Origin of the sequence: Spiroplasma endosymbiont of Anurida maritima (assembly GCF_042465095.1) — a bacterium.
Lineage (GTDB): Bacteria > Bacillota_I > Bacilli_A > Mycoplasmatales > Mycoplasmataceae.
The window spans coordinates 19280-39924 of record NZ_CP102059.1 but is presented as its reverse complement, the minus strand read 5'-3'; the positions used below and the strand labels follow the sequence as shown (position 1 = coordinate 39924).

The 20645-nt window shown below is 26.2% G+C and carries 20 protein-coding genes, 1 tRNA gene and 1 pseudogene; 20 read left to right on the top strand and 2 right to left on the bottom strand.

Features of this window, described 5'->3' with window-relative positions; all coding sequences use genetic code 4:
- The first annotated feature begins 82 nt into the window (after positions 1-82).
- The 3 genes from NPX79_RS00230 to NPX79_RS00220 all read left to right on the top strand — a co-directional run bounded on the left by NPX79_RS00230 (position 83) and on the right by NPX79_RS00220 (position 2426).
- Entirely contained in the window at positions 83-802 is a 720-nt protein-coding gene (locus NPX79_RS00230) for a hypothetical protein (RefSeq protein ID WP_381415137.1), read from the top strand.
- Positions 795-1394, top strand: a complete 600-nt coding sequence (locus NPX79_RS00225) for an MBL fold metallo-hydrolase (protein ID WP_381415136.1) — start codon at positions 795-797, stop codon at positions 1392-1394. The genes NPX79_RS00230 and NPX79_RS00225 overlap by 8 nt, the downstream gene beginning before the upstream one ends.
- 138 nt (positions 1395-1532) lie before the next feature.
- Positions 1533-2426, top strand: a complete 894-nt coding sequence (locus tag NPX79_RS00220; RefSeq protein WP_381415135.1) for a hypothetical protein — start codon at positions 1533-1535, stop codon at positions 2424-2426.
- 481 nt (positions 2427-2907) lie between these two features.
- Here NPX79_RS00220 and NPX79_RS00215 read toward each other — a convergent pair whose 3' ends face one another.
- Positions 2908-3207 carry a hypothetical protein gene (locus NPX79_RS00215; protein ID WP_381415134.1) on the bottom strand — a complete coding sequence of 100 codons (300 nt, stop codon included), beginning with the start codon at positions 3205-3207 and terminating at the stop codon, positions 2908-2910.
- A 182-nt stretch (positions 3208-3389) separates the two neighbouring features.
- On the opposite strand from NPX79_RS00215, the gene NPX79_RS00210 reads away from it, so the two are divergent.
- From NPX79_RS00210 to NPX79_RS00185, 6 genes are all read left to right on the top strand, one after another.
- Positions 3390-4346: an L-lactate dehydrogenase gene (locus NPX79_RS00210; RefSeq protein ID WP_381415466.1), complete on the top strand. Its 957-nt coding sequence runs from the start codon at positions 3390-3392 to the stop codon at positions 4344-4346.
- A gap of 101 nt (positions 4347-4447) precedes the next feature.
- A tRNA-Arg gene (locus tag NPX79_RS00205) sits at positions 4448-4523 on the top strand.
- A gap of 45 nt (positions 4524-4568) precedes the next feature.
- The gene (locus NPX79_RS00200) at positions 4569-5324 is read left to right on the top strand and encodes a DUF3196 family protein (protein ID WP_381415133.1); all 756 of its coding nucleotides are present in this window, start codon (positions 4569-4571) and stop codon (positions 5322-5324) included.
- Between the two features lie 47 nt (positions 5325-5371).
- A complete protein-coding gene (gene tig, locus NPX79_RS00195) occupies positions 5372-6658 on the top strand; it encodes a trigger factor (RefSeq protein WP_381415132.1) in 1287 nt (428 codons plus the stop codon).
- A gap of 114 nt (positions 6659-6772) precedes the next feature.
- On the top strand, positions 6773-9094 hold the full coding sequence (gene lon / locus NPX79_RS00190; protein WP_381415465.1) for an endopeptidase La: 2322 nt from the start codon (positions 6773-6775) through the stop codon (positions 9092-9094).
- A gap of 125 nt (positions 9095-9219) precedes the next feature.
- Positions 9220-9603 carry a hypothetical protein gene (locus tag NPX79_RS00185; RefSeq protein WP_381415131.1) on the top strand — a complete coding sequence of 128 codons (384 nt, stop codon included), beginning with the start codon at positions 9220-9222 and terminating at the stop codon, positions 9601-9603.
- Positions 9604-9648: 45 nt separating this feature from the next.
- Here the strand turns inward: NPX79_RS00185 and glyA are convergent, their stop codons facing one another.
- Entirely contained in the window at positions 9649-10869 is a 1221-nt protein-coding gene (glyA, locus tag NPX79_RS00180) for a serine hydroxymethyltransferase (protein ID WP_381415130.1), read from the bottom strand.
- 201 nt (positions 10870-11070) lie between these two features.
- Here glyA and NPX79_RS00175 point away from each other — a divergent pair, with 201 nt between their 5' ends.
- The 11 genes and pseudogenes from NPX79_RS00175 to NPX79_RS00125 all read left to right on the top strand — a co-directional run bounded on the left by NPX79_RS00175 (position 11071) and on the right by NPX79_RS00125 (position 20643).
- Complete coding sequence (locus NPX79_RS00175; protein WP_381415129.1) at positions 11071-12108, top strand: rod shape-determining protein; 1038 nt, start codon at positions 11071-11073, stop codon at positions 12106-12108.
- 64 nt (positions 12109-12172) lie between these two features.
- Positions 12173-12337, top strand: coding sequence for a 30S ribosomal protein S21 (gene rpsU / locus NPX79_RS00170; protein ID WP_381415128.1), 165 nt, complete (start codon positions 12173-12175; stop codon positions 12335-12337).
- A gap of 239 nt (positions 12338-12576) precedes the next feature.
- Complete coding sequence (infC, locus tag NPX79_RS00165) at positions 12577-13113, top strand: translation initiation factor IF-3 (protein ID WP_381415127.1); 537 nt, start codon at positions 12577-12579, stop codon at positions 13111-13113.
- A 33-nt stretch (positions 13114-13146) separates the two neighbouring features.
- Positions 13147-13335, top strand: a complete 189-nt coding sequence (rpmI, locus tag NPX79_RS00160; RefSeq protein ID WP_381415126.1) for a 50S ribosomal protein L35 — start codon at positions 13147-13149, stop codon at positions 13333-13335.
- Positions 13336-13358: 23 nt separating this feature from the next.
- Positions 13359-13723: pseudogene (gene rplT / locus NPX79_RS00155) on the top strand (50S ribosomal protein L20).
- Positions 13724-13776: 53 nt separating this feature from the next.
- Positions 13777-14643 (top strand): MurR/RpiR family transcriptional regulator, encoded by an 867-nt coding sequence (locus NPX79_RS00150; protein ID WP_381415125.1) that lies wholly within the window; start codon positions 13777-13779, stop codon positions 14641-14643.
- A gap of 108 nt (positions 14644-14751) precedes the next feature.
- Entirely contained in the window at positions 14752-15543 is a 792-nt protein-coding gene (locus tag NPX79_RS00145; protein ID WP_381415124.1) for a lipoprotein, read from the top strand.
- A gap of 170 nt (positions 15544-15713) precedes the next feature.
- Positions 15714-17453, top strand: coding sequence for a PTS fructose transporter subunit IIC (locus NPX79_RS00140; protein WP_381415464.1), 1740 nt, complete (start codon positions 15714-15716; stop codon positions 17451-17453).
- Between the two features lie 55 nt (positions 17454-17508).
- Positions 17509-17982 carry a hypothetical protein gene (locus NPX79_RS00135; RefSeq protein WP_381415123.1) on the top strand — a complete coding sequence of 158 codons (474 nt, stop codon included), beginning with the start codon at positions 17509-17511 and terminating at the stop codon, positions 17980-17982.
- Between the two features lie 546 nt (positions 17983-18528).
- A complete protein-coding gene (locus NPX79_RS00130; RefSeq protein WP_381415122.1) occupies positions 18529-20166 on the top strand; it encodes a glycoside hydrolase family 38 C-terminal domain-containing protein in 1638 nt (545 codons plus the stop codon).
- 18 nt (positions 20167-20184) lie between these two features.
- Entirely contained in the window at positions 20185-20643 is a 459-nt protein-coding gene (locus NPX79_RS00125; RefSeq protein ID WP_381415121.1) for a PTS sugar transporter subunit IIA, read from the top strand.
- Positions 20644-20645 lie beyond the last annotated feature (2 nt).

Genomic DNA, 20645 nt, shown 5'->3' with positions numbered 1-20645 from the left:
CACAAAAGTGACAGAACCTGAAAAACCAAAAGCAGAAAAATTTGTACCAAGAAGATAATTTAATTTATATAAGGATGAGTTTATGAAAAATACAATTTTTGTTATAAAAATATTAACAAAAAATGCAACTTTAACAGATTATGAAAGCAACTTTGTTAACACAAAGCTTTTTTTCGAGATGCAAGGTAACTTTGAAAAAGTAAGGCAAAGATACATTTTACGCTTTCGTCAAATTAAAGTTGAGCAAGTTGTTTTTGAAGACATTTATAATACTGTATTAGTTTCATTAAAAAAATTATTTTTAGATGAAAAAAATAAAGGTAATGTTTTATCGGATGAACAAATTAGTAAAATGATTTCATATCCCAACTTATATAATGCATTTTTTAAACATTTTTTATATTTAAAAAATCTAGAAGCACAAGACTTTGAAGAATTTACAAAAGTAACATCACATGAAAATTTAATTTCTCAACTATTTGCTAATTTGACAGTTGATAATTTTTTCAAAACAAGCTTTTTAACAAATCAAGACATTAAAATTGAGGAAATGGAACTATTTAACAAGGTTATTATCACGATTTTAACAGCTGTTAATAAATGATTTGGATTTAATTTTAATGGTTATAATTCTTTGTATAACCTTATTGCCAAGAACAATGAAAAAATTAGAGAAATAATTTTATCGAATAATACTGTTGAGAAAAAAAATTATGAAATATATCTTTTGATCAAACCTTTAGTAGACTTTATTTTTACTAATAGTTACTTTGCTCAAGAAATGGAGTTTAAAAATGATTAAATTAAAAAACTTTATTGAAAAAAACAACAATTTTCAGAACTCAACTTTAATTGTTAATGATAAACAAGCTATTTTAATGGATGTTGGACATGCTTCAAAAGTTATTCTTGATTATTTAGAAGAACACAATATTGAGTTAAGAGCAATTTTTATTGGCTATCCTAGTTTTGATCACATATTAGGGATTGATGATGTTTTACAAAAGTTTCCATTAGTAAATGTTTATATTAATCATGAAGGGTTAGAGCTATTAACAGCTAAAGAGGTTGATAGTGTTTCTGGCGAAATAATAAAACCAATTATTACAGAAAAAATCAATAATTTAATTTTGGTAGAAAATAATACAATTGTAAAAGAAATCGGATTAAAAATTAAAATCTTTATTACAAATAAAATTTTAAAAGGGTCACAATTCTTTGAAATACCAGAAATAAAAATTGTGACAACTGGAAGTACATCAAGTAAGATATTATTAAATGAAGGTAATATTTTATGTAATTACATGGATTTAACAAATAAATTTGCTTCAATTAAAGAACAATTTGCGGGATATAATGTTATTCCTTGACATAATAAAATATTTAAAATATAGAAAAATTTCTATATTTTTTTTAAAAAAATCAATAAATCCCTTTTATTTTATTTATATTTTAGTATAATTATATATTTTATTTTAAATAATCATAAAAATGTAGTATAATTAAGTAGTATTTTAAAAGAGGTATATAAAATGGCTAAAAACAAAAAAATAACTGCAAACGGTAGTTCACCATATTCAACTACAACTTCACCATATGCTGAAGGTAATGAGCAATTAAACATTTATTTGCAAAGTAATCAAGCAATATCTGAAGCTGAAAAATTCACTATGGATTTAGACGAAAATTTTCGCGAGGAAAATGGTTTAAATTATTGAGAAGAAATTAGAAAAACAATTGGTGGTTTTGGCGAAAATAATAGCGGAGATAATTCTGATTTAGTAAAAAAAATCAATGATTTACAAGCTATGAATAGCGATAAAGAAAAAGAAATTGCAGATTTAAGAAAAAAAATAATTGCTGGCGGAGATTCTGGAATTAGTTCAGAACAAATTGAGCTTTTGGAAAAAGAAATTGAGAATTATAAAAAAATAATTCAAGATAATAATGCTGAAATTACTAAAGCTAAAGAGTCACAGTTTAAAATCTCTTCATTGGAGCGTGAAATTGATAATTATAAAACAGATTTACGTATGAAAGAACTTGAACTATTGAAAGGAAATCAAAACAACAATTCTCCTTACTCGCCACCACAACAACAACCAACATATGTGGCGCCACAACAACAACCAACATATAATATTATGCCACCAGCACCAAATTATTTTTCTTTTCCTATAATTACTCCACCAACACCACAAATGACACCATATCCGTTTATGCCACAACCATATCCGATGTATCCGCAGTTTAATCCTTATCAAAATTATTTTAATCCACCAATGCCTCCAATGAGTCAACCAAATAATTTTGTAAATAATTCAATGCAGTGTGATGATCCATCATGTGAAATTCATAATGGTTATCAAGCGTTTAGTGAACAACATTATTGTGATGATCCTGATTGTCCTTATATTGAATATTAAAAAATAAACATAAATAAATAAAAAAAACAAAGCAACGATGCTTTGTTTTTTGTTTTATACTATTATTTTTTAAGATTATTTATAATATAAGGGTTTATCTTCTATGTACATTATATTAAGTTTTTATCATTTAAGTATTTAAGTTATTTTATTTATTTAAGTATTTAAGTTATTTTATTTATATTAAGTATTTAAGTTATTTTATTTATATTAAGTATTTAAGTTATTTTATTTATATTAAGTATTTAAGTTATTTTATTTATATTAAGTATTTAAGTTATTTTATTTATTTAAGTATTTAAGTTATTTTATTTATATTAAGTATTTAAGTTATTTTATTTATATTAAGTATTTAAGTTATTTTATTTATATTAAGTATTTAAGTTATTTTATTTATATTAAGTATTTAAGTTATTTTATTTATATTAAGTATTTAAGTTATTTTATTTATTTAAGTATTTAATTTATTCAATAATAAAAGCTAGTTATAAACTAAATTATTAGCTTTCAATAAACAGAATAATTTTGATCCTTTATTTTTAATTATTTTACTGATTTTTTTAATAATATTTTTGTTTTGTTTATTATTGTTAATTATTAATGCATCATTAAAATCGTCATGTTTTATTTTGATTTCATCTATAATTTCTTCTTTAAAGTTTTCTTTAATAACGTTTTCACTTAAGTTTAATATTTCATTATGAAAAACATCTATTTTTTGAATAGTTGTAATATTAAAAATTATTTTTAATTTTCTAAAAAAACTATAAATATTTTTCATATTTCTCCTTAAGTTATTTATATCTATATTTTAATACAAAATTACGCATATTTTACGTTATTTGCAGTTTATTTAAATAAAATTATAAAGTAATTTTATTTAAATAAAAATATAGGAGTAAAATATAAGAGTAAAAAGAAAAAAAAGAATAAATTACAAAAAAAGGAGAATAAGATATGAGTATTAAAAATCATAAAATTGCCTTAATTGGAGCTGGAGCAGTAGGGACTAGTTTTTTATATGCAGCAATTAATCAAGGTTTAGCCCAAGATTATATTTTAATTGATAAATTTGAAGATGCAGCTGAAGGAAATGCATTAGATTTAGCGGATACTATGGCTAATTTACCCTTACCATTTAATTCAATTCAAAAAGGGGATTATAAAGACCTTAAAGATGTAGATATAATTGTTATTACAGCAGGTAGACCACAAAAACCAGGAGAAACTAGATTAGAAATGGTTGCCGACAATGCAAAGATTATGAAGGAAATTGCTTTAAATATTAAGAAGTCTGGATTTGATGGGATAACAATTGTAGCTTCTAACCCAGTTGATGTATTAACAAATGTTTATCAAGAAGTAACAAAATTTGAACCAAATAAAGTTATAAGTTCAGGGACTTTATTAGATTCGGGTCGTCTTATGAGATTGCTAGCTGATAAATTTAATGTTAATCCAAACACAATTAATGCGTGAATTTTAGGAGAACATGGAGATTCATCTGTTCCTGTTTGATCAATGTCAAACATTATGGGTAAAACAATTAAACAATATATGTTAGAAAATAGAGTAACACAAAAAGAATTAGATACTATGGCTTATGATGCAATTCATATGGCTTATAAAATAATCGAGAAAAAAAGATCAACATTTTATGGAATTGGTGTATCTTTAGCAAAAATTGTTAGAGCTATTTTAAGAAACGAAAACAGCACTTTAATTATTGGGGCACAATTAAATCATGAATATGGTGGAAAATACAAAGGGCTTTACGTTGGTGTTCCAGCAGTTGTTAATAGTCATGGTTGAACAAAAATTATTGAATGAAACATTACAGATGATGAACAAAAGAAATTTGAAATATCATGTGAAAAATTATTAGAAGTTGTAAAAGTAGCAAAAGCTGCTATAAAGTAGACTTTTTAAAAATATATAAATAAAAAAAACAAGAATTCTTGTTTTTTTTATTTATATATTAGAAAAAAAAATAAATTATGATATTATAATTAAGGCAATATACCCATGTAGCTCAGTGGATAGAGCATACGCCTTCTAAGCGTAGGGTCAGGGGTTCGAATCCCTTCATGGGTGCCATTTTTTTATTTGTTTATAGTTTTTATTTTAACAACAGGAGAAATAATGAATAATTATTATAAAGAAGTAATAAAAGAAATTGAACAATTAGTAAATGAAAACTCATTAGAAAAAGCTTTAAATTTAATAAACGAAGAGTTAAATTTACCATATGTTCCAAGTGAAGTAGAAGAACAATTAACAGATTTATTTAAATTGGTTCATTCTAAAATTAGTGAAAAATCATTTAAACATAACCAATGATCGGTTGAGGATATAAAAGAAATTTTATCATCTCCATTTGATGAAGAAATTCATTTAGCAGCTTTCTATCATTTACAAAATTTAAATCCCTTTGCCTTGGAAAAAGAAATTAAGTTTTATTTGGAAAGTAAATTATTTAAAGATGATTTAAAGACAAATTTATTATTTGCTTTAAACAAAAGTAATTATGATAAAGAATTAAGTGTTGTTAAAAACCATGGTATTTTTAAGGTAAATCCTAAAAATATTAATATTTTTTATGATGATAGTGTCTATCAAAATATTGAAAAAATGTTAGAAGATATATTTTTGGTAGATAATGCATCTTTATATAATGCATCAACAATTTTGTTGCAAAACTACTACTATAAGATGTTTCCTAAAATTATTAAAGTTGAAGAAAAAATTCTTTTTACATCAGCTTTGGTATATAAAATATTGCTAATGTTTTCATTACAAGAAGACTTTGCAGAAATTAAAGACAAACACTTTAATAATATTGGGAATATTGAAACAAACCCATTTTTAGAATTTTTCACAAGAGAAAAAGTAATATAATAAATAATTTGCTATAATAATAAAGTTAATTATGTAAGGAGATAAAAATGAAATTTAATGCATCTAAATTAGAAAATAAAGGTATTGGAACTTGAGAAGTTAAAATCTCGGGTGATGAGTGAAAAGAAATAATTAAAAAAGCAGAAAGTAAAGCTAAAAGTGAAATAGAAGTACCAGGTTTTAGAAAAGGTAAATTACCAGAAAACCTAGTAAAAAAACATTTAACAGAAAGTAGAATTTTAGATTCTGCTCATAGATTGGCTGTTAATAAAGCATATCAATTTGCTTTAGATCAAAAATCTGATGTACAACCATTTTCAACACCAGATTTATCAGTTAAAATGCTAAGCATTACAGAATATATTTTAGAAATAAAATTTGATATTAAACCAGAAGTAAATATTAAAAAATACAAAGGATTTACAAATGTTAAAAAAGTAAAACCAGTATTAGATAAAAAACATGTTGAAGAACATTTATTACAAATTAGAGAAAAATTTGCAATTTTCAAAAATAAAGATGGCGCAATTGCTGCTGGCGATAGTGTAAAATTTGACTTTGAAGGTTATATGGATGGCAAAAAATTTGACGGTGGAGCTGGAAAAGATTTTGTATTAGAAATTGGTAGTGGACAATTCATTCCAGGATTCGAAGAACAAATGATCGGGATGAAAAAAGGTGACAAAAAAGAAATTGAAGTTACTTTCCCATCAACATACCAAGTAGAAAAATTAGCTAATAAACCAGCTACTTTTAAACTAAACATTAAAGAAGTTCAAGTTAAAGAATTACCTGAATTAAACGATGACTTAGCAAAAGATGTAAATTTACAAGGAATTGATACTTTAGATAAACTTGTTAAATATACAGAAGATAGTGTTATGAAAGAAATAATCTCAAACAGTAAAAATGATTTTATTGGAGAAATATTTAGAACAATAGCTAAAGATTCAAATATAGTAATTCCAGAATCAATTATTAAAAAAGAAGCACAAAAATTATATAAAGAATTTGAAGAAAAAGTTAAACAACAAAATATTGACTTAAAAACTTACAAAAAAAGAACTGGTCTAACAGATGAGCAAATTAGTAGTGAATTATTTAATGATGCTAAAGTTCGTTTAGAAAATGGATTAATTGTTGAACACGTTAACAACAATGAAACATTTGAAATTACTGATAAAGATATTGAACAAGAGTTTGATAACTTAGGTAAACAATACGGAATTGAAGGATCAAAATTAAAAGAATTAAACTTAATTTCTGAATCACAAATTAAAGATCAAGTTAAACAAACTAAATTATTTGATTTCTTATACGAAAACAATGGATAAAAATAAAAATTAGCAATTTCCTCTTGAAAGTGCTAATTTTTTTGTTATAATTTTGTTAAGAATAATATAGGAGAACAATATGGAAGAAAAAAATTAATAAGTAATTCTAAGGATTTAAATTTACCGGTTTTAGTAACAAGGGGAAGTTATATTTATCCAACATTTTCACAGGTTTTAGAAATTGGAAGACAAATGTCAATTGATGCAGTTAGAGCGTCAATCAAAGATCATGAAGGTAAAATTATTTTACTAAGTCAAAAAAAACCATTAGAAGATGAACCAAAATTAGAAGATATTTATAAGTTCGGAACATTAGCTACTGTTAAAATCACTAAGGAGTGAGAAGATGGTAGTATTACAGCAACTTTTAAATCATTAGATCGTTTTAGTGCTAAAACTATTGAAATATTTACTAATAAAGCTGATGAAAAAGAATTCATAAAAGCTATTGGAAAAGTTGTTAAATCAACATCAGAAAAACCAACAGAGTTTTTTGCAATGATTAAACAAATGATGAAACGTTTTAAAAATAGCTATGATGGATTACCTGAAAGTGATTTATCAGCAATTGATGAAACTAAAGATCCAAGTGAAGCTGTTGATATTGTTTTTCAATATTTACAATTTATTCCAGTTAATAAAAAACAAAAAGCGTTAGAAGAATTAATTGTAGAAAAAAGATTAGAACTTTTAATGACAAATTTTATGGACATGGATAACAACAACAAAATTGATGACAGAATAAACTTAAAAATAAAAAATAAAGTTGATGATCAACAAAAAGAATATTACTTAAGAGAAAAATTAAGAGCTATTAAAGAAGAATTAGGGGAAATGGATGATTCTTCAAACGAAATGAAAAAATATAAAGATCGTTTAGCAAAAGAACCATTCCCGAAAGTTATTAAAGAACGTTTAACACAAGAAATTGATCGTTATGAAACATTACCACAAGCTTCAAGTGAATCAAACATTATTAGAACATATATTGATTGAATGTTTAGTATTCCTTGACATGAAAAAACTAAAGAAAACTATAACTTAAAAACTGCACGTAAAGTTTTAGATAAGCACCACTTTGGTTTAGAAAAAGTTAAAGATAGAATTTTAGAATACTTAGCTGTAAAAAGTTTAACAAAATCTGTAAAAGGGCAAATTATTTGTTTAGTAGGGCCTCCAGGTGTTGGTAAAACTTCTTTAGCAAAAGCAATTGCTGAAGCTGTTGGTCGTAACTTTGTTAAAGTTGCTTTAGGTGGTGTTAAAGATGAATCAGAAATTCGTGGTCATCGTAAAACATATATTGGAGCACTACCTGGTAGAATTATCCAATCAATGAAAAAAGCTAAAACAGTTAACCCACTATTTTTATTAGATGAAATTGATAAAATGGCATCAGATTATCGTGGAGATCCTGCAAGTGCAATGTTAGAGGTATTAGACCCAGAACAAAATGCGGCATTTAGTGATCACTATATTGAAGAATCATATGACTTAGGAGATGTAATGTTTATTGCGACTGCTAACTACTATGAAAACATTCCTGAAGCTTTAATTGATCGTATGGAAATTATTAACTTATCATCATATACAGAAATTGAAAAATTAAATATTGCAACAGGGCATTTAATTTCAAAAGTTTTAGAAAACAATGGTTTAACAAAAAAACAAGTTACTTTTAAAGAAGAAGCTGTAATGGAAATTATTAAATATTACACAAGAGAAGCTGGAGCACGTCAATTAGAGCGTGACTTAAATGCTATTTGTCGTAAGTTTATTGTTAAAATGTTAAATAAAGAAATGGATAGCTTAGTTGTTGATGCAAAAGTTGTAAATGATTTATTAGGTAAAAGAAGATATGAACACACTGATAAAGAATCATCATCACAAATCGGTGTTGTAACTGGATTAGCTTATACTCAATATGGTGGAGACATTTTACCAATCGAGGTTAACACATTTGCTGGTAAAGGAAATTTAATTTTAACTGGTAAATTGGGAGAAGTTATGAAAGAATCAGCTTCAATTGCCTTAGATTATATTAAAGCTAACGCTAAGAAGTTTAAAATTGAAAATGAGTTTTTTGATAACAATGACATTCATATTCACGTTCCTGAAGGGGCTGTTCCAAAAGATGGACCTTCAGCTGGAATTACAATTACAACAGCTTTAATTAGTGCGATTGCCCATAAAAAAGTATCAAACTTTGTTGGAATGACAGGAGAGATTACTCTTCGTGGGAATGTCTTACCAATTGGTGGATTAAAAGAAAAATCTATTTCAGCTCATAGAAGTGGATTAAAAACAATTTTAATTCCGCAAAAGAACTTAAAAGATCTAGATGAAATTCCAAAAGAAGTTCAAAAAGATTTAAAAATTATCCCAGTTTCTCAATACAACCAAGTATATGATGAAATATTTACAGAAGCTAAAAAATAAAAGCATAAAAAAGAACCGATAAATGGTTCTTTTTTTTACTAACTTAAAAAAAAGTGTTTTTTACTAACTTTTATTTTAAAATAATAATATTTTTGGTATTCTATTATTAGTGGAGGCATAAATTTATGGCAAAAGGAAAATTAGGAAATTTATCATTAGGATTAAGCGCTGGAGCATGATTAATCTTTTTAGGAGGAGTTTTAACTCTTTTAACAGCTTTATTTGGAGGAATGTTTAGTAACGTTTCATGATTCGGATTAAGTGGAGCAAAGGGTACAGGAGCAATACAATTTATCGCATTAGTACAAATTATCTTTGCAATTCTTTTTAAAGGAAGAATTACAAAATATGTAGCATCAATAATTGTTTTAGTAGGATTAGTATTATCATTTTTAGGAGTTTTAATTCCAAATCCAAACGGAACAAACACAGGTATTTTAGTAGTATTATTAATTTCATACATTATTACATTAATTGGAGCTATTCTTTGATTAGTAAAAAAAGGGTAATATAACAAAATAAATTAAAATAAAAAAAGCACTTAAGTGCTTTTTTTATTTTATAGTTTTTAATTTTTTAATTAATTTATCAACAGCTTTTCTATTATTTAAAATAATGTTTTTATCTGTATGATTTTTTAATGTTTCATTCATTATATTAGCTAATTTTATAAAATGATTTTCATTCATTCCTCTAGTTGTCATTGCTGGTGTTCCTAAACGAATTCCAGAACATTTAGCTGGTTTTTCATCATCAAACGGGATCATATTTTTATTACAAATAATATTAATTTCAGTTAATAAATCTTCAGCATCTTTTCCAGTAATTCCATAAGATGATTTAACATTAACAGAAAATTGGTGGTTTTCTGTATCATTAGCAATAACTTTTACACCTAATTTTGTAAACTCATCACAAAAGGCTTTGGCATTATCAACAACTTGTTGTTGATAAGTTTTAAATTCAGGTTCTAAAGCTTCAATAAAACATTGTGCTTTTGCAGCAATTATATGTTCTAAAGGCCCACCTTGTGTTCCCGGAAAGACTGCGCTATTAATCATCTTTGCATGTTCTTTTTTAGCTAAAATTAATCCCCCACGAGGACCTCTTAAAGTTTTGTGAGTAGTGGTTGTTACAAAATCAGCAAATTCACATGGATTTTGATGTAATCCAGCTGCAACTAATCCCGCAATATGCGCCATATCTACCATTAAATATGCGCCACATTTATCGGCAATTTCTCTAAAACGTTTAAAATCAATTTTTAATGAATACGCACTTGCTCCAGCAATAATTAATTTTGGTTTTTCTTTTAAACATAATTCTTCAACTTGTTCATAATCAAGTTCTTGTGTTTTTGGATCAACATCATATCCTGCAAAATCATATAATATTCCAGAAATATTTACTTTACTTCCGTGTGTTAAGTGACCACCAGAATTTAAACTCATTCCAACAACCTTATCTTTTGGTTTTAATACAGCTAAATAAACTGCTGTATTTGCTTGAGTTCCTGAGTGGGGTTGTACGTTTGCATATTCTGCATTAAATAATTCTTTCGCTTTATCAATTGCTAATTGTTCAATTTTATCTATAAATTCACATCCACCATAATAACGTCTTCCAGGATAACCCTCAGCATATTTATTAGTTAGTATACTTCCTGTAATTTTTCTTACACTTTTAGATGTATAGTTTTCAGAAGCTATAAGTTCTATGTGTTTGTTTTGTCTTATTTTTTCTAATTTAATATTTTCCTTAATTATTTTGTTCATTTTACACCTCTTATTTTTATAAACTCTATAAAAATAATACTACATAAACTTTCCTTTTTGGTTTATTTAAGGGAATTCGATGTTAAAAATATAGAATTTTTATACTAAAACTTATATCTAATTATAAAATTTCTATGTAAAAAAAATAAATTTTGTATATAATAATAGTTGTAGAAGTTTTTAAGCATGTAAGGAGATAAAATGGCTATAATAAATACAGGAAGTAACAAAATGAAGTATATATCAATTGATTTAGGGACAGCACATACACTTGTTTATTTAAGTGGAATCGGTGTTATTTATAATGAACCATCAATTGTTGCTTATAATATTAAAGAAAACAAAATTTTTGCAGTAGGTAAAGAAGCTGCAAAATTAGTAGGTAAAGGTAATAAATCAATTAGAGTTGTAAGACCAATGGTTGATGGTGTTATTACAGATGTTAGAGCTACTCAAGCGCAATTAAACTATATTTTCACAAGATTAGGTTTAAAAAAAGATTTAAAAAATTCAGTGATTTTAATGGCTAGTCCATCTGTTTGTACAGAACTTGAAAAAAAAGCATTAGTTAAAATTGGACATAGTTTTGGAGCAAAACATGTTTATATTGAAGAAGAAGTAAAAATGTCAGCTTTAGGAGCTAACATTGATATTAATAAACCAACAGGACAATTTATTGTTGATATGGGTGGGGGAACAACTGATATTGCTGTTATTACATCAGGTGATTTAGTAGTTTCTGATTCTGTAAAAGTTGCTGGTAATTTCTTAACATTAGAAGTTTTAAAATACATTCGTTCACAACACGGATTGGAAATTGGTGAAAGAACAGCTGAACAAATTAAAACTGAAATTGGTTCTTTAGTTAAATATAATGATGAAAGAAAAATTAAAGTTTATGGACGTGATGTTGTTTCTGGATTACCAAGAGAAATTGAAGTTTCACCAAGTGAAATTAGAGAAGTATTAAAAGTTCCGATAACAAAAATTATTGAGTTAATTGTTAAAATATTAGAACAAACACCACCAGAATTGGCTGGAGACATTTTCCGTAATGGAATTACACTTTGTGGTGGAAGTGCTAAAATCAAAAATATTGATCGTTATATTTCAGAAACTCTTTCATTACCAGTTAGGGTAGCTGATGAACCATTACTATGTGTTATTAATGGAACTAAAAAATTCGAAAATGACATTTTTGAAAAAGTTGGAACTTCAAATAAAGAAGTATCATATTAATATTATTTTTTAAAAAAATATGTTATTATTATCAAGTATTTAATAGATATTGGGGTGATAAAAAATGGCTACTGTTATCGTAAAAGATGGCGAAACGCTAGACAAAGCTTTGAAACGTTTTAGTAAAATCTCTTCTGTAAAAAGAAAAGAAGCTAAANAAAGAGAGCACTTTATGTCAAAAAAAGAAAAGCGCATTTATAAGTTAAAAGCACTTAAAAAAAATCGCTAGAACTAATAAAAGATTTTAAACTTTGTTTAAAATCTTTTATTTTATTTAATCTAAAAAGATTGATTTTTATTAATTATTATATTATTATTAAAAGGAATTAAATATGAAGAAGCTGTATAGCTCGCCTATAAGCCCTTAAATGTGGTATTTGGTTGTTTTCAAATTTTATTCATTTGAATAAAAAAAGAAAAGCTATCTTCACGATAATGCTTTTCTTTTTTTATGGAGGTATATTAACTGTGCAGAAAAACGTTAAAAACGTTAAAAATAAAGATCTTGTAAATGAGAATATTAGATTTAAAGAAATGTTAATTGTTTTACCTGATGGTGAAAGAAAAGGTCCTGTTTCTAAACAAGAAGCTATGACGATAGCTGGTGAACTAGGATTGGATCTATTAATTGTTTCGGCAAACTCAAACATGCCCGTAGCTAAAATATTAGATTACGGTAAATGAAAATATGAAAGTAAAAAGAAATTAAAAGAATCTAAAAAAAATCAACACGTTGTTGATATCAAAGAAATGCGTTTACGTAATGGAATTGGTGATCACGATATTGAATTTAAAGCAAAAAAAGTTCGTGGTTTTATTGAAGATGGTTCTAGAGTAAAGATTTCTTTAAAGTTCAGAGGTAGAGAAATTGCTAAACCACAATATGGTATTGAAACATTGAATAAGTTCTTTTCTTATTTAGAAGATATTGCAAAAATTGACAGTGCTCCCAAATTAAGTGGACCTTTCATGGATATGTACATCGTACCTAAAACTAGCAAATAGTAAAATATATAAAATTATAAGAGGAGGTTTATCATGCCTAAAATGAAAACAAAAAGTGCTTTAAAGAAAAGAGTTAAAGTTACTGGAACTGGTAAGTGAAAAAGACACAATGCTTTTACATCACATTTAGCACAAAACAAAAGTACTAAACAAAAACGTCACTTAAGTAAAGCGGGATTGGTAAGCAAATCTGATCAATCAAGATTAAAAGATTTAGTTTAAGAAAAAAAGGAGAGTAATAAATTATGGCAAGAGTAAAAGGTGGCTATAAAACTAGACGCAGAAGAAAAAAATAATTAAACAAGCGAGTGGTTATTATGGTGCAAAATCTAAACTTTATAAAAAAGCTAATGAACAAGTTATGAAATCTTTAGCATATGCTTATAGAGATCGTAAACAAAGAAAAAGAGAATTCAGATCATTATGAATTCAAAGAATTAACGCTGCTGTGAGAGAACATGGATTATCATATTCAAAATTCATGGACGGAATTCACAAAGCTAACATTGAAATTAACAGAAAAATGTTATCTGAATTAGCAATTCACAACCCAACAGAATTTAAAAGTATTGTTGATGAAGTGAAAAAAGTTTTAAACATTAAAAACTAAAATCATCATTGATGATTTTTTTTATATTAAATTAATATTTTTTGAGGAGTAAAATGAACATTGATAAAGATAGAAAAATTAATTTAGGTTCTTTAAATAAAAATCAAATAGAATTTTATAATTTTGCGACAAAGAATATTAATATATTTTTAGAAAAACCCATTCCAGAAATTGCAAAGTTATATGGAGTTGGTGTTAGTTTTGTATATACTTTTTTTAAAAAGTTAGGATTTAATAACTCTCGTGAATTTATATTTTATTTAGGTTTTAATAATGGTGAAGAATTTATTCAAAAAATGAATAATCAAAATGTAGACATTAATCCCAATTATGCTTTACACAAAATAACTAAAGAATCAAATATTGTTAACAGATTACTATTAGAAAAACAATTTGATAAAATAACTGATTTAATAAATCACATTACAAAAGCTAATAATATTTATGGATTGGGATTTGGCTATTCAAAATTAGCGATCAAAGATATTTCAGGCTTATTTACAAAATTAAACATTACATTCAATTTAGTAAACAATGAACGATATGAAGATGCAACAAGAATCAAAGAAATTACAAAAGGAGATATTGTAATAGTTTATTCTTTACGTGGGATCGATAAAAATGTAATAAATTGAACAAAAAGAATTAAAAAACTTACAGAGAATCAAGTAAAAATATTTTTAATTACATCAAATACTAAATCGCAATTAATTAAAATTGTTGATAGTTATATTGAAATCGATAACATTATGAAGAGAATTGATATTTTAGACAAAGATCTATTATTGTCTCCTTTAAATTCATTTATCTTTTTTAATAATTACATAAAAACACTATTGTATATAATGAATAAAGAAAAGTATAAAACTATTAAAGATTTCCGTGAAGAAATGCATTCTTGAATATATGAAAAGAATTAGAATAATATTCCAAAAAATAAAAAATATGAAGAACATATTTTTTATTTTTTTTTTATATATACAATATAAATGTAGTAACAATTTATTAAGTATATGAAAGGTGTATATATGAAAAAATTATTATCGATATTTGGAGCTTTAGGAATTACAGCTATATCAGCTGCAACGGTTGTTGCTTGTGCTTCTTATAAAGTGCCTCCAATACCAGTTGATAAAATTACAGATATTTTACAAGTATATAGTGAAGATGCCAAAAATAGTGCAGATGTAATTTCATTAGAAGGTACTGGGGCTTCATTTTCAACAGATTCAATTGTTAACTTACGTAAACTAAAAGATGAAAATGTTGATCAATCACTTATTTCAGAAGCTTCAAGAAATATTGTTGATCCAATAAATGCAGCAATTGCAACTAGTTTTACATCATTAGTTATGTCAGGTATTTCATTTGACGGAGAAACAAGTTTAATTGAAGAAGACAATGATTTGTATAAGTATTTAGAAGTATTTAATTCAATTTATTTTACAGCGAGATTGGCTGACTATCAAATAACATTACCTGATTCGGGTTCAGAAACATTAGCAACAGAATGACTTTCAACACATGATACTGAAGAAAATAGTTATGTTGAGGAAGCGGACTTTGGTCACGGGGACGATAAAAAACAATTAAAAAACGCAAGTTTTACTAATAGTGATAAATTAGATGATGGAAGTAACATTAAAACTGCGGAAAATGTATCAATAATTAATCAAAATCAACTAGATCATTATGTAACTGATGAATATGGATTTGAAGGAACAATTTCAAAAGCTTATTTTTTAATTTCTTTTAACCCAAATACATCAATTCATAAAGATTCAGAACCAGTTGCTTTTTATGTATCTGTAGATATGTAAAATTATAAGCAATTAGAAAGGAAATAGTTATGAGTAAAGAAGATAACATCAAAGAACTTAAAGATACAAGTACAGATGATAATTCTATAGATTCAAACCAAAGTACTATAAGTGGATTGAATAACATTGTGGCTATAACAGCTTGTGCAGCTGGAGTAGCTCATACATATATGGCCGCTGATTCAATTGAAAAAGCAGCTAAAAAAATGAACATCAATGTTAACGTTGAAACACAAGGTACTATTGGTTCTGAAAATGTTATAACGGATGAACAACTAGCAAAAGCTGATTTAATTATTATTGCAGCTGATGTAAAAATAGATGTATCTCGTTTTAACGGTANNAAAAAAGTATTTTTAACAGGTGTTAATGATGCAATAAAAAATCCTGAAAAATTAATTAATACAGCTTGAGAAAAAGGTATTATTCAGGGGTCAAAAGGAACAAAAGTTGGAGCTTTCACAATTGGAGCTACAAAGAAAAAAGGTGTACTTTCACATATGATGACAGGTATATCTTGAATTTTACCATTAACAATTGCTGGGGGACTATTGATGGCGATTGCCAATTTATTTGCCTTCCAAACAGAATACTACGATGCTGTTGGTGATTATACAGAAAATTGAGTATTATGAACTAGAAAATTACCACAATTTTTAATGGATATTGGGGGATTAGGATTTAAATTAATGATTCCGCTGTTTGCAGCTTTCATTGCTTATTCAATTGCTGATAGACCGGGAATAGCACCAGCGTTAATTGCTGGATGAATTATTAACGATAATGAAATGTTAGGTGTATCAGTTCCTGTTTCTCCTAACTCAGTAATTGAACCAGGTGCTGGATTCTTAGGAGCGATTGTAATTGGATTATTATCTGGTTACTTAGTTTCATTGTTAAAAGTATTACCATGACCTAAATTTTTAAAACCAGTAGTACCTTTAATGATTATTCCAGTTATTGCTGTATTTATTATGGCAACATTTACAAAATTTGTTATTGGAGAACCAATAGCTAACTTAGTTATGGGATTATTTGATGGATTAACAGAACTACAAATGAAGTTTGCTGGTACTTCCATCATAATAGCTTTGGTTGTATCAATTATGATTGCTTTAGACTTAGGTGGTCCATTTAATAAAACTGCTCTAGTTTTTGGGACAGTTATCTTCTATCAATCATTAGCAACTGCTATGGCAAATGGTGGAGGTTACTGAGATGCTAACTTTGTGCCAGGAACAGCAACACAAGCTGCTATTTCTGTTCCTCCGTTAGGAATGTGATTAGCAACTATTATGTTTAAAAATAAATTTACAAGAAGTGAAAGAACTATGGGAAAAGCCGCACTTGGACAAGGGGCTATGGGTATTACTGAAGGAGCAATTCCATTTGCGGCCTCAGATCCATTAAGAGTTATTTTTGCTAACGTAGTTGGGGCAGCTGTTGCCGGTGTTGGTGTAACTTTAATGAACGCTAAATTTGCGGCGGGAATTGGTTCTCCATTAGGTGTATTCTTAGGATTAATTAGAATTGATGGCTTCTTAGGTTGACCATTTGGATGAATTATTCCAATTGCTTTAGGTATTCTAACAACAGCATTAATTGTTGGATTTACAAAACGTCGAATAAAAGGTGCTGATTATGAAGAATTCTTACTTGAAAAGAAACATAAAAAAGAACGTAACAAACGTTTAAGAGAAAATACAAAATTATTCTTTAAAAAGCCAAATGTTGTTTTTGTAAAAATTGGACAATGATTTAAAAAAGCATTTAGCAACTGATTTGGTGAACAGAAAAAATATTGAGTTTGAGCTTATAACGGTACAAAAAATTACTTTATTGGTAAATGAGTAGCAACAAAAGACTTTGGTTTAAGAATTAAACGTATATTTAAAAAACCAAAAAAATAATCAATTAATAAAAAAAAATAATCAATTAATAAAAAAAGTGAGCAAGGTAAAAGTAATGAAATGAAAAATTTTTATTGTGCCTCATACACACTGAGATAAAGAATGATATTTTACAAAGCAAGATAGCGATATCTTGCTTTCTTCAAATATAAAAAATATCATTAAAATTTTGGGAAAAGACAAGAAGTACAAAAGTTTTACGTATGATGGACAAATTTCTGTGATAGATGATCATATAAATTACTATCCAGAAGATTTAAATAAAATTAAAAAATTAGCAAAAGCAAAAAAGTTAATTGTAGGTCCGTGATATACACAACCAGACTTTTTTAACATTACATCAGAATCTGTTATTAGAAATTTACTTTACGGTATAAATATTTCTAAAAAATATGAAGCTGATTATTTAAAAACAGCATATGTTCCAGATTCGTTTGGGCACAATAGTCAAATGCCTCAGATATATAAATCATTTAGTTTAGATAATTTTATTTATTGAAGAGGTGTTAGAAAAAATGAAANNTTATAGAAAAAAAATACATTGCACTCATGAAAGGGTGTTGATGGAACAGAAATTACAGCATATAATTTTTATTTTGGATATTGAGTTATGGGTTCATTTTTTCCATACTTAAATTTAAATAAAAAAACTATGANNAAAAAAGATGCAAAAACATTTTTAGAAAACTTTACACCTATTTTGGAACAATTAAAAAACAAAACAACAAACACAAACAACAATATTTTGCTTCCTTTGGGAGGTGATCAAGCCCCAATTGCTAATTTAACACCAGAATTTTTTGAAAAAGTTAATGAGATTAGTGATGATGAATGAATTATGAGTGACTATGATGAATTTTTTGCTCAAGTAAAAGATGCGCCATTGAAAGTTGTAGAAGGGGAGTTAAAATCTCCTTCAATGGCTAGAATTCATAAGACAATTAATTCTCAAAGATATGATATTAAAAAATTAATGAAAGAAACAGAATATAATTTATACAATAACTTAGAACCATTGGGAGTATATTGANAATAGCTTAGGGGGAGGTACCCTACCGAAACTATTACTCAAGCTATGAAGTGAATATTAATTTCACAAGCCCATGATAGTATCGGTGGATGTAACAGTGATGATACAAACTCTGATATTCATAATCGTTTATCAAAGGCAAAAAATTTAATTGATTCTGAAATTACAAAAATTATTAAAACTATTTCTAAAAAAATCAAATTAAAAGATTTATCTGTATTATTATTTAATCCAATGACTAGTGATGTTTATCTTCAAAAAGAAATTAAAGTTTTTACACCATTTAAAAACTTTAAAATTAAACACAATAATAAGAATGTTGACTTTGCAGTTATTAAACAAAACTTTCACAATGATGGAATGATAGTTAATGCAACGGAAAATGGAGAAACATATCAAGAAGCAAAAGGTTTTTATTCTACAACTATTAGATTTTTAGGATTGAAAACAAGTGCTATGAGTTTTATAAAACTCGACTTTATTGAACAAAAAGATATAAATCAAAAACATATCTTAACAAATAACTTTATCGAAAATGATTATTATAAGTTTTCAGTTGAAAATGGAACTTTAAATATTTTTGATAAAAAAAATAATATTAATTTAAAAAATCAGTTTAGAATATATGCAGATCATGATGGAGGAGACTCTTATGATTATTCTCCTCTTACAGAAGAAAATAAAGTTATTTCTAAATTATTAAAGTCAGATCATGTATGTAAAGATTTTTCAAATTATAAAGAAATAATTATAAACAATACATATGAAGTTCCTAAAAAAATTAATTCTGAAGATTTAGTTAAACAAACATTTAAATTAACATTTAAAATATTTGAATCAAATCCCATGGATGTACAAATTGAAACAATCAATAAAGCGAGTGAAATTCGTTGAAGAATTGCAGTTGATAGTGATATGGATAATAAATATTCATTTGCTAATCAGGCATATTCAGAAATCAAAAGACCTGTAGATTTAAAAAATGATTTAAGTATTTGAAAAAATGAAAATTGACCAGAAAAACCTGTGGCTATTGAAACAAATGAATCATATGTTTATCTTGAATCTGTTAAAGGTAAAGTTGGAATGGTTACAAAAGGTAATAATGAGTATGAAATTTTAAACAATAAAGAAATTCATATTACTTTATATAGGGCTGTAAATGTATTAGGTAAAAATAATTTATTATGAAGACCAGGAAGAGCTTCTGGGACTTCTGAATTCAGTATTAACACATATTATTCAAGTTTAGATAACACAAAGCTTAATTTTGATTTTGCTTGATTTAATGTAAGAAGTAATAAAAATATCTGAAAAATTGCAGAAGAAAAAAATACCAATATAGTATTTTATCAAAATCAGTCTTTTAATAACTTAGNNAAAAAAAGATTTGATCGTTTTCTAATGATTGAGGAAAAAATTAAAATTAAATCTTTAGACACTTTATTTAAAGTAGATAATCAAGATGATAATATTATTGTAAAATCTGTAAAAGAATCTTATGATAAGACTGGTTATATAATTAGATTATTTAACAATTCAAATAATGATTCAATTTTTTCAATTAATGATAAAGAAAAAAGTTTTTCAATTACAAATTCATTGGAAGAAATTTTATCAAAAAACATTAATGAATTAAAATTAAAACCATATCAAATAGCAACAATATATTTATGAAAATAATAATTACCAAGGAGAAAAATGAATAAAGATATATTAAATATAGAACATGTTTTTGTAAAACAAGATTTTAGTTCTCAAAAAGAAGTATTTCAATTTTTGGCTAAAAAATATTTTGAGTTAGGATTTTGTTCTAATGAAAAAAAAGCGTATAAAGGATTAATTAAAAGAGAAAAAGAGGGAACAACTGGGTTTAATGATGGAATTGCTATTCCTCATGCAAGAATAAAAGAAATTAGTAAACCTGGAGTTTTTGTTATAACTTTTAATGAAGGTATTGAATGAAAATCAATTGATGATTCAAAAGTTAAAGTAGCTATTGCTTTAGCAATTCCTGATAGTGGTGGTGAAAACCAACATATTAAAATTTTAAGTAGTATCGCTCGTAAATTGGTTGTTGATGATTTTAGAAAACAATTATTAGAATCAAATACCAAAGAAGATTTGTTTAATGTTATAAATCAAGTAGAGGTCAAATAGAT